Genomic DNA, 10,765 nt, shown 5'->3' on the forward strand with positions numbered 1-10,765 from the left:
ATTATAAATTAAGATGGCGGAAATCAAACCTGCTGAAATTTCAGCAATATTAAGAAAGCAAGTAGAAGGTTTTGAATCTGGTGCTACACTAGAAGAAGTAGGAACAGTACTTCAAGTTGGAGATGGTATTGCTCGTGTTTACGGGCTTTCGAATGTTCAATATGGAGAGTTAGTTGAATTTGACAATGGATTAGAAGCTATTGTTTTGAATCTTGAAGAAGATAATGTAGGTGTGGTACTTTTAGGACCATCTACAGGAATCAAAGAAGGTTCAACTGCTAAAAGAACACAACGTATTGCTTCTCTTAAAGTAGGAGAACAAATGGTAGGTCGTGTAGTAAACACACTTGGTTTTCCTATTGATGGAAAAGGACCAATCGGTGGAGACTTATACGAAATGCCGTTAGAAAGAAAAGCTCCTGGAGTTATCTTCCGTCAACCCGTTACTGAGCCATTACAAACAGGAATAAAAGCAGTAGATGCTATGATTCCAGTAGGTCGTGGACAACGTGAGCTAGTTATTGGTGACCGTCAAACAGGTAAATCAACTGTTTGTATCGATACTATCTTAAATCAAAAAGAATTTTACGATGCTGGGAAACCAGTATTTTGTATCTATGTTGCTATTGGACAAAAAGCTTCGACTGTAGCAGGAATTGCTAAAATGTTAGAAGAAAAAGGCGCAATGGCATATACCATTATTGTTGCGGCAAATGCTTCTGATCCAGCTCCAATGCAAGTGTATGCTCCTTTCGCAGGTGCTGCAATTGGAGAATATTTTAGAGATTCAGGACGTCCGGCTTTAATTGTTTATGATGATTTATCTAAACAAGCGGTTGCATATCGTGAGGTTTCTCTGTTATTGAGAAGACCACCGGGACGCGAAGCATATCCTGGAGACGTTTTCTACCTTCACAGTAGATTATTAGAACGTGCTTGTAAAGTAATTGCTGATGATGGAATTGCTAAAGACATGAACGATTTACCAGATTCATTGAAATCAATTGTAAAAGGTGGTGGTTCATTGACGGCGCTGCCAATTATTGAAACGCAAGCTGGTGACGTTTCTGCATACATCCCAACAAACGTAATTTCTATTACAGATGGTCAAATTTTCCTTGATGGAGATTTGTTTAACTCTGGGGTTCGTCCGGCAATTAACGTAGGTATTTCGGTATCTCGTGTTGGAGGAAATGCCCAAATTAAATCAATGAAAAAAGTAGCAGGTACTTTGAAATTGGATCAAGCACAATTCCGTGAATTAGAAGCGTTTGCTAAATTTGGTTCTGATCTTGATGCCGTTACTTTGAACGTAATTGAAAAAGGAAGAAGAAACGTTGAGATCTTGAAACAAGGTTTGAATGATCCGTATACTGTTGAAGACCAAGTTGCAATTATCTATGCTGGTTCTAAAAACTTATTGAGAAATGTTCCTGTGAATAAAGTAAGAGAATTTGAGAAAGATTTCTTGGAATTCTTGAACAACAAACACAGAGCGACTCTTGATGCTTTGAAAGCAGGAAAATTGACAGACGAAATTACAGATGTAATCGAAACTGTAGCAAAAGAATTATCAGCAAAATATAACTAAAACTAGTCAAAAGTTGTAAAGTCGAAAGTCTTAAAGTCAGTTTATCTGCTTTTGAGGACTTTAGACTTTATGACTTTACGACATTAGACTAATATAAAATGGCAAATTTAAAGGAAATCCGTAATAGAATTACTTCCGTTTCATCGACGATGCAAATTACATCGGCAATGAAAATGGTTTCTGCAGCAAAGCTAAAGAAAGCACAAGATGCAATCACAGCAATGCGCCCTTATGCCGAAAAATTAACGGAATTATTGCAAAATCTTTCTGCCACGCTTGATGGTGAGATAGGAGGAGAGTTTACCATACAACGAGAGATCAAGAAAGTATTATTAGTTGTAATAACTTCTAACAGAGGTTTAGCGGGTGCTTTTAATACGAATGCAATCAAAGAAGCAAAAAGTCGTGTTGAATTTTATACAGGGAAGCAAGTGGATATTTTTGCTATTGGCAAAAAAGGAAATGATGTTTTGAGTAAAACACATTCAGTGGTGGATAATCAAAGCGTTGTTTTTGATGACTTGACTTTTGATGCTGTAGCTAAAATTGCGGATACATTAACTGAGAAATTCGTTTCAGGAGAATATGATAAAATTGAGTTGATTTATAACCAATTTAAAAATGCCGCAACACAAATCGTTCAAACCGAACAATTTTTGCCATTGGCACCTATAAAATCTGATCTTACAGTTTCAACTGGTGATTATATTTTTGAACCTTCAAAAGAAGGAATCGTGTTGACTTTGATTCCAAAATCATTAAAAACACAATTGTACAAAGGAATTCGGGATTCATTTGCTTCAGAGCACGGAGCCCGTATGACTGCGATGCATAAAGCAACTGATAATGCAACGGAAATGAGAAATCAACTGAAATTAACATATAATAAAGCACGTCAGGCTTCTATTACTAATGAGATCTTAGAGATTGTTGGTGGTGCTGAAGCGTTGAATGGATAATAGATTATTGATTCAAAATATATAAAGAGTCACGCATAGCGTGACTCTTTTTTTGTTTAATTTTATAGTTTAAAATAATACTAGGAAGAATGCAATTAAAAATTAGAGAACTCAGCACAGTAGAAGAAATGCTTGAAAACATTGAAGTAATGCGATTTTTATACCCCACATTTACGGTAGAAAAATACCAATCGTATCTTACAGAGATGATTCCACACAACTACAAGCAAATTGCCGTTTTTGAAGGCGATGTATGTGTAGGACTCTCCGGATTATGGTCTGGGACTAAATTATGGTCTGGCAAGTACCTGGAAATTGATAATTTTATTGTGCATCCAGAACACCGCAAGAAAGGAATTGGCAAAATGTTGACGGATTATGTTGATGTATTGGCGAAGGAAACTGGTTGTACCATGATCGTTTTAGATGCCTTTACCGGAAATTTCACCGCACATCGTTTTTATTACAATCAAGGATACGTACCCAAAGGATTTCACTTTCTTAAAATTTTAAACGAAGAAGGACTAAGTTAAAGAGAAAATTATGAAAGGATATAAAATAATTTTTTCCTCTGTGATTACCGCTATCAGCCTTACTTTTTATGCTATGAAACACGAACTTCAAACGGAATTTCCTCAAGAAATACAATCAGTATTCTACCAAAAAGAGAAACTAGAAAAGAGGAATGAGGGAATTCATTTTTATATCGAATTCAAAAAACCGCTTGCGGCAAACATCACATTGGAGAAAATCTATTTTCACAATCAAGAATCTCTAGTTCAGGAAATTACACCAAAAGACTTTAAATTTTCATTTTTACAAAGCAATAAAAAAGAAGATTTGATTATGGATATAAATCCTGCCAAAGAATATGGCAATAAAGCACCGGTCGTTCAAAAATCTAAATTTGATTTAAAGCCCAATGAAGCAGTATTAAAATACAAGCTAAAAAATAAAACGTATTATTTGAAAATCTCCAATGTCTTCGAAAAACCGCTCTAATTAAAATCTTCAAATCAAATATTTTCTAAGACGAAACAGCAGTAAAAACAAAAAGGTACTGAGGTCATTTAAACCAAAGAATTGGTTATTTTTGTCGATATCAATTTAAACAAATACGCCATTTTGGGATTATATAAAAATCTTTTTAAACAGACCGCGATTTACGGATTAGCAACGGTTGTCCCGCGAATGTTTAGTTTCTTATTGGTGCCTTTATATACGGATCTACTTCCTAAAGCGGAGTATGGGAAGGTTTCCATAATTTTTGCCTCCATGATTTTCTTTAATGTCATTCTTGCATACGGAATGGAAACTGCTTTTTTTAGGTTTTATAATAAGGAAACAAACAAAAATTCAGTAGTTGAAACAGCCTCAGTGTCGATCTTCTGGACTTCACTTACCTTTTTATTCATAGCATTACTTTTTCGAAACACATTAGCGCTTTGGTCAGGAATTGATGAACAATATATTACATACACCATTTGGATTTTAGTGCTTGATGCATTGGTTATTGTTCCGTTCTCTAAATTAAGGGTCAACCAGCAACCCGTAAGATACGCCATAATCAAAATAGGAAATGTAGCCGTCAATCTTTTTCTGAACCTTTTCTTTTTGAGTTATTTACCCGCGATTGCAGAATCAAATCCGGACAGTATTTTACGCTCTTTATATCTGGAAGATTTCCAAATAGGATATATTTTTGTGTCCAATATCGCGGCGAGCTTACTTACATTTATACTGCTGTCCCCCAATTATTTCAAACTCAAATGGAATTTTGATTATTCGCTTTGGAAACGCATGATGCAATACGGTATGCCCATAATGGTCGCTGGAATCGCATTTGCCATCAACGAACAATTCGACAAAATTTTACTGGGATACTTATTGCCTCCTGACATTGCTGATGCCGAAGTGGGCGTTTATTCCGCCTGTTACAAGCTTGGTTTGTTCATGGTTTTGTACCGAACTGCCTATACTTTGGGAATCGAACCCTTCTTTTTTAGCCATTCTAATAGTAAAGATGCGCCACAAACCTACGCTACAATTACCAAATATTTTGTCATTTTTGGGTCGTTTATATTACTGTCCGTCATCGTTTTTGCCGATGTGCTCAAAGTTATTATGATCCGAGATGATTCCTATTGGGAAGCCATGAAAGTAGTACCATTAATTATTTTGGCTAATTTTTTCCTAGGCATTTACACCAACCTTTCCGTTTGGTACAAACTCATTGACAAAACGCATATTGGTGCATACATTTCTATAGTGGGAGCCATCATTACCTTAGCATTAAACTTTCTTTTAATTCCTACAATGAGTTATTACGGTTCTGCAATTGCCACCATTTCGGCTTATGGGAGCATGATGTGTATCTCCTACTATTTTGGGAATAAATATTACCCCATACCGTACGAAACCAATAAAATTGCCATGTATTTAGTGATTTCCATAGGTTTTTCAGCAGTTTCATTTTATGGCTTTAGAGAAAATTATTTAGTTGGAGTGCCGCTATTGTTAGCATTCCTATATTTTATTTACTACAACGAGAAAGAATTATTAATCAAAATATTGAACCGAAAAAAGAATTAGAATCTAGTTTTTAGGAGCTATTTCCTGCTTTTTGCTGTATCTTTTCTTTTTTAAAGAAAAAAAGAAAAGGATGCCGCTTCAATCAGGGCTAAAAAATCGAAAACAATACAAAAGAACATATACGGACAAGTAGGGACAAGTCGCGACTTGTCCCTACAGCACATCAAAATAAAAAAACAATGACAATAAACATCATCAACAAATCACAACATGCCTTGCCCAACTATGAAACCATAGCTTCGGCAGGAATGGACTTACGAGCCAACTTATCGGAATCCGTAACACTAAGACCATTGGAAAGAGCCATTGTAAAAACAGGTCTTTTCATCGAATTGCCTATAGGGTACGAAGCGCAAGTAAGACCTCGAAGCGGTCTCGCTGCTAAAAACGGAATTACGGTGTTGAACGCTCCCGGAACAGTAGATGCCGATTATCGGGGTGAAATCGGAGTTATTTTAGTAAATTTATCCAATGAAGATTTTGTTATCCAAAACGGAGAACGCATTGCACAACTCATCATCGCAAAACACGAACGTGCAGAGTGGATTCAAGTACAAGAGCTGACAGAAACCTCCAGAGGAGAAGGCGGATTTGGTAGTACGGGAGTGAAATAGATTTAATAATTTAAAGATTTAATAATTTAAAGATTTGCGATACTCTTTAAATTTTTCAATCGTTTAATCTTTCAATAAAAAAACATGAAAATAATTGTCCCAATGGCAGGCCGTGGTTCACGCCTTCGCCCACATACATTAACCATTCCTAAACCTTTAATTCCTATTGCAGGAAAACCGATTGTTCACCGTTTAGTAGAGGATATTGCAGGCGTATTAAATCAAGCGATCGAAGAAGTAGCCTTTATTATTCATGAAAGTTTTGGCAAAAAAGTAGAAGAGGAACTAATTGCTATCGCACAAAAATTAGGCGCCAAAGGCACTATTTATTACCAAAACGAAGCTTTAGGAACCGGTCACGCCATTATGTGTGCCAAAGATTCTTTGAGTGGACCAGCAGTTATCGCTTACGCAGATACGTTGATTCGGGCTGATTTCGATTTGGACCAAAATGCCGACAGCGTGATTTGGGTGAAACAAGTAGATCTGCCGGAAGCTTTTGGTGTTGTAAAACTGAATGAAGCAAATGAAATAGTAGAATTAGTAGAGAAACCGGTAACTTTTGTCTCAGATCTTGCCGTTATCGGAATTTACTATTTTAAAGATGTGGCCGTGCTGAAAAACGAATTACAATTAGTATTAGATAACAATATTATCCACGGTGGCGAATATCAAATAAATGATGGTATCAAACAAATGATGGCTAAAGGCATGAAATTTGTTCCCGGTAAAGTGGACGAATGGATGGATTGTGGCAACAAGAATGTAACCGTGGAAACCAATTCCAGAATGTTAGGATTCTTGCATAATGATGGCGAACATTTAGTGGATTTTGATGTCAAATTAGAGAATTCGACTATAATTCCGCCGTGTTATATCGGTAAAGATGTGGTGTTAATTAACGCAACTGTTGGTCCAAATGTATCGTTAGGAGATGGATGTCATGTTCAAAACAGCACGATAAAAAACAGTTTAATACAAACGCACTCTCATATCAAAAATGCGAATTTAGACAATGCGATGATTGGGAATCACGTTAGTTTCGACGGTAATTTTTCCAGTATTAGCATTGGAGATTATTCGGTATTGGAGTAAAAGGATTCAATTAATGCACTAAGCAATAAGAATAAAACAATGTTGCATTTTTTTACCATATAAGTCATGTAAGTTTAAGTTTCAATTGTGTTAGCCTTATGTAACTTAAATAATCATAAGGTCATTTAAGGTTTAATTCTTATATGACTTATATATCAAATAGTATTTCACTCATTTTTTAGTATGACATTAAATAGGTCCAACTACTTAAATGCTATAATCAAAAATAAAAATATTTAATTTTAAACATACGAGTCTTGCAAGGCTATGTGGCTTCGCTTAAATGAACTATTGGTTTTACTTGAATTAATTCAAAACTTATATGACTTATATGTTTAAACAAGTATGCGACGAAATGTTATTATTTGTAATGTTAAGTGGTATTATATAAAAAAGATTCAGGATTAAAAATACAGCATGAAAAAAAGCGCTTTCATAATTTTATTTCTCGTTTTGCAATGCAATTCGACTATGCTATGGGCGCAAGCGGAGCCAGAGGAAATCAAGCTCGATACGGATCAGTTTCAGGAACTTTTTTATGAATCGTTGTTGCAAAAAGGGATTGAGAACTATGATAAAGCAATTGTAGCTTTGGATAAAGCCAATAAAATTAAGCCCAATGATGCCGCCGTATATTATGAGTTAGGGAAGAATTATTTAGCATTAAAAGAGTATAAAAGTGCTTATAATTACTTTGAAAACGCCACTAAAATTGATCCTAAAAACAAGTGGTTCTGGATAGGAATGTATGATGTGAGTTACGAAACTAAAAATTTTACTCAGGGAATTACCGTCATCAATAAGTTGATTGAATTTGATCCCAAGTACAAAGAAGATTTGACCTCACTTTATATGGGGACTAATCAGTATGAGAAAGCTTTGGCACTGATTCAGGAACTTAATGAAACCATCGGAAAAACAGATAGAAGGGAACTATACAAAAGCCAGATTCTGTCTGTAGGAAAATTTCAGAATATGGAGATTACCAATCTGGAAGATCTGATTGCTAAAAACCCACAGGATGAGTTCAATTATATCAGTTTAATTTTTTTGTATTCGAAAAATAATGAAGAGTCAAAAGCGTTTGAAACCGTCAAAAAACTCGAAAAAGCAATCCCAGATTCGGAGTGGGCACAAGTAAGTGTATTCAAAAATTACTTGGATGCTAATGACGCACCAAAAGCCATTAAAGCAATGAATATTGTTTTGGCCAGTGCCAAAATTGATTCGAAAATTAAACACCGAATTCTGAATGAGTTTCTGGTTTTTACTGATAAAAATCCGCAATATTCGGCTGATTTAGAGAAGGCTGTCGGCTATTTTGACAAGGATACTTCCGTTGATGTTGCCAAAGAAATTGGGAAGTTTTTCCATGCAAAAAAACAATGGAACAAAGCAATTATGTATTATGAAAAATCAGCAAATAAAGAGTCTGGTGATGCCGTCGGAACGAATTTACTTTTGCTTCAAGCGCATACGGAGATGAAACAATTTGATACAGTAGCTAGGAAAGCTTCGGCACTTATGGAGACTTTTCCAACGCAGCCTCAGTTTTATTATTATGCGGGTTTAGCCAACAATCAGCTGCAACAATTTAAAAAGGCGAAGGGTTTTTTAGAAATGGGCATGGATTATGTAGTGGAGAATAAAGAGTTGGAAATCAATTTCAATATTCAACTTGGAGAAGCGTATAATGGTTTGGGAGATTTCAAGAAAAAAGACTTGTTTTTCTCTAAAGCCAATCAATTATTAAAAGAAAAAAAATAATGAAAAAAATTTCAATAGTAGTTCTACTTACTGTTTTTATGATTTCTTGTAAATCTAAAGCCATTGTGGTTGCTGCCAGTAATGAGCCCGTTGCTGAAGCGGGGTATATGTCAGCCAAAAAAATAATAGAAAATCATTATAACAATAAAAATGAATTTTCTACATTATACATTAAGTCAAGCGCGCGTTATGCGGATGACAAGCAGACCCAAAACGTTACCGCAGAAATTAAAATCAAGAAAGACGAACAAATTTTAGTAAGCATTCGTTTTCTTGGAATTACAATGGCAAAAGCATTGATTACGCCTTCCACGGTGAGCTATTACGAAAAAATCAACGGAAACTATTTTGAAGGGGATTTCAGCAGTTTAAGCCAGTGGTTAGGAACGGATTTGGATTATAATAAAATCCAGAACATGTTATTAGGTCAGGCTATTGATGATTTGACTAAAGGAAAATATCTAGAAACATTATTGGAACAAACCTATCGATTAGATGATACATCGAACAAAAACACAAAAAAATCATTCTTTTTAGATGCCGATAAATTTTTAGTTCAAAAGCAAGAAATTACACAAACTGCCGAAGAGCGAACGATCAAAGTTACATACACAGACAACAAAGTATACAACGAGACAACATTGCCTACAAGTGTTTTAATTTATACGTTTCAGAAGAAAGGAACTACCGAAATCAGTTTAGATTACAATACGGTAACTTTCAATGAAGAACTTTCTTTTCCTTATAGTGTTCCAAATGGGTACAAAAGAATTATAATTAAGTAAATTAGCAAAAATATTTTTCCGATATGCCAAAATTTCTCCTAAGCCTAATTTTAATTTGTACCACTTCATTACTATGGAGTCAGGAATCCCAACAAGAAAAATTAGAAGAACGTAAAGCTCAAATTCAAAAAGAAATTCGAGAAAATGAAAGATTACTGCAGAATGTAAAGAAAAAAGAGAAATCCGCTCTCAATGTGGTGATTATTCAAAGTACTAAAATAAGGCTTAAAGAAAAATTAATAAATACCACTGAAAAGCAAACCAAGTTGCTTAACAACGATATGTACATTAATCAGGTTCAGATCAATAAATTAAAAAAAGAATTGGGGGAACTGAAGGAGGATTATGCCGAAATGATTTTAAAATCATATAAAAGCCGTTCGTCAGAAAGTAGAGCGATGTTTTTATTGTCTTCTGAAAACTTTTTACAGGCATACAAAAGAGCGCAGTACATGAAGCAGTACACCAGTTATAGAAAAGCACAGGGCGAGGAAATTAAATCTAAGTCGACCAAGTTATTGGACTATAATGATAAATTAAACATTCAAAAAAAGGAAAAACAAAAACTGATTGCCGAAAACGAAAAGGAACGATTGGCTCTGGAAAAAGAAAAAAAAGAACAGCAAAAGGTAGTAAATTTTATCAAAAAAGATAAAAATATGATTGCCAAAGAGCTTAAGAAAAGACAACAAGAGTACAAATCAATTGACAGACAAATCAATAAATTAATTCGGGAAGCCATTGCGGCAGCCAATAGGAAAGCCGCCTTAGAAAAAGCGAAAGCCAATCCAAGTGCCCCGGTTTCCAGAGGTGCAGTGTCATCCTCTAAAATTGAGTTAACTCCTGAAGCTAAAATAGTTGCTGATAATTTTAGAGCGAATAGAGGAAGATTGCCGTATCCTGTTGAAAAAGGATATATATCATTAGGATATGGAAACCAAACCCATCCTTTGTTCAATACAATTACGGTTCACAACAGCGGTGTAGAAATCACTACGGACAATGGCGCAAGTGCCAGAGCTGTTTTTGGAGGAGAAGTAACCAGTGTCATCGTTTTGTCACCAGTAAACAAAGCGGTAATGATACAGCACGGAGATTTCTTTACGGTCTATCAAAATTTAAGTTCAGTGTCAGTCAATAAAGGAGATAAAGTGAGTATAAAGCAAAGTCTTGGAAAAGTAAGAACGAATGGCGAGACCGGAAAAACGATAATTAAATTTTTAATCCTACAAAATACAACCTATAATAATCCTTCAAGCTGGTTGTCCCCAAGATAGAAAATAGTTTGTCTTGTCCTGAATAACCGATACAGATTATTAGATAAAAATATTTAATTAAACACTTGCAAAAACGTTTTTGCAA

At 35.0% G+C, this 10,765-nt stretch carries 10 protein-coding genes; all 10 read left to right on the plus strand.

All coding sequences use genetic code 11. From position 1 onward, the window contains the following. Positions 1-13 precede the first annotated feature (13 nt). The 10 genes from atpA to EKM02_RS10780 all read left to right on the plus strand — a co-directional run bounded on the left by atpA (position 14) and on the right by EKM02_RS10780 (position 10,680). Positions 14-1,591 (plus strand): F0F1 ATP synthase subunit alpha, encoded by a 1,578-nt coding sequence (gene atpA / locus EKM02_RS10735; protein ID WP_126455013.1) that lies wholly within the window; start codon positions 14-16, stop codon positions 1,589-1,591. Positions 1,592-1,689: 98 nt separating this feature from the next. After that, positions 1,690-2,550, plus strand: a complete 861-nt coding sequence (atpG, locus tag EKM02_RS10740) for an ATP synthase F1 subunit gamma (RefSeq protein ID WP_126455015.1) — start codon at positions 1,690-1,692, stop codon at positions 2,548-2,550. Between the two features lie 89 nt (positions 2,551-2,639). Then, positions 2,640-3,083, plus strand: a complete 444-nt coding sequence (locus EKM02_RS10745; protein WP_126455017.1) for a GNAT family N-acetyltransferase — start codon at positions 2,640-2,642, stop codon at positions 3,081-3,083. A gap of 10 nt (positions 3,084-3,093) precedes the next feature. Beyond that, entirely contained in the window at positions 3,094-3,552 is a 459-nt protein-coding gene (locus EKM02_RS10750) for a hypothetical protein (protein ID WP_126455019.1), read from the plus strand. A gap of 123 nt (positions 3,553-3,675) precedes the next feature. Continuing rightward, entirely contained in the window at positions 3,676-5,142 is a 1,467-nt protein-coding gene (locus EKM02_RS10755) for a lipopolysaccharide biosynthesis protein (RefSeq protein ID WP_126455032.1), read from the plus strand. A 179-nt stretch (positions 5,143-5,321) separates the two neighbouring features. Continuing rightward, complete coding sequence (dut, locus tag EKM02_RS10760; protein ID WP_126455021.1) at positions 5,322-5,756, plus strand: dUTP diphosphatase; 435 nt, start codon at positions 5,322-5,324, stop codon at positions 5,754-5,756. Between the two features lie 84 nt (positions 5,757-5,840). Then, positions 5,841-6,851 carry a sugar phosphate nucleotidyltransferase gene (locus tag EKM02_RS10765; RefSeq protein WP_126455023.1) on the plus strand — a complete coding sequence of 337 codons (1,011 nt, stop codon included), beginning with the start codon at positions 5,841-5,843 and terminating at the stop codon, positions 6,849-6,851. Between the two features lie 417 nt (positions 6,852-7,268). Further along, a complete protein-coding gene (locus EKM02_RS10770; RefSeq protein WP_126455025.1) occupies positions 7,269-8,618 on the plus strand; it encodes a tetratricopeptide repeat protein in 1,350 nt (449 codons plus the stop codon). Continuing rightward, positions 8,618-9,403: a DUF4292 domain-containing protein gene (locus EKM02_RS10775; RefSeq protein WP_126455027.1), complete on the plus strand. Its 786-nt coding sequence runs from the start codon at positions 8,618-8,620 to the stop codon at positions 9,401-9,403. Before EKM02_RS10770 ends, EKM02_RS10775 begins: the two co-directional genes overlap by 1 nt. Positions 9,404-9,426: 23 nt before the next feature. Then, complete coding sequence (locus tag EKM02_RS10780; RefSeq protein WP_126455028.1) at positions 9,427-10,680, plus strand: murein hydrolase activator EnvC family protein; 1,254 nt, start codon at positions 9,427-9,429, stop codon at positions 10,678-10,680. The last annotated feature ends 85 nt before the right edge of the window (positions 10,681-10,765 follow it).

This window comes from Flavobacterium sp. RSP49, assembly GCF_003968735.1.
Taxonomy (GTDB): domain Bacteria; phylum Bacteroidota; class Bacteroidia; order Flavobacteriales; family Flavobacteriaceae; genus Flavobacterium.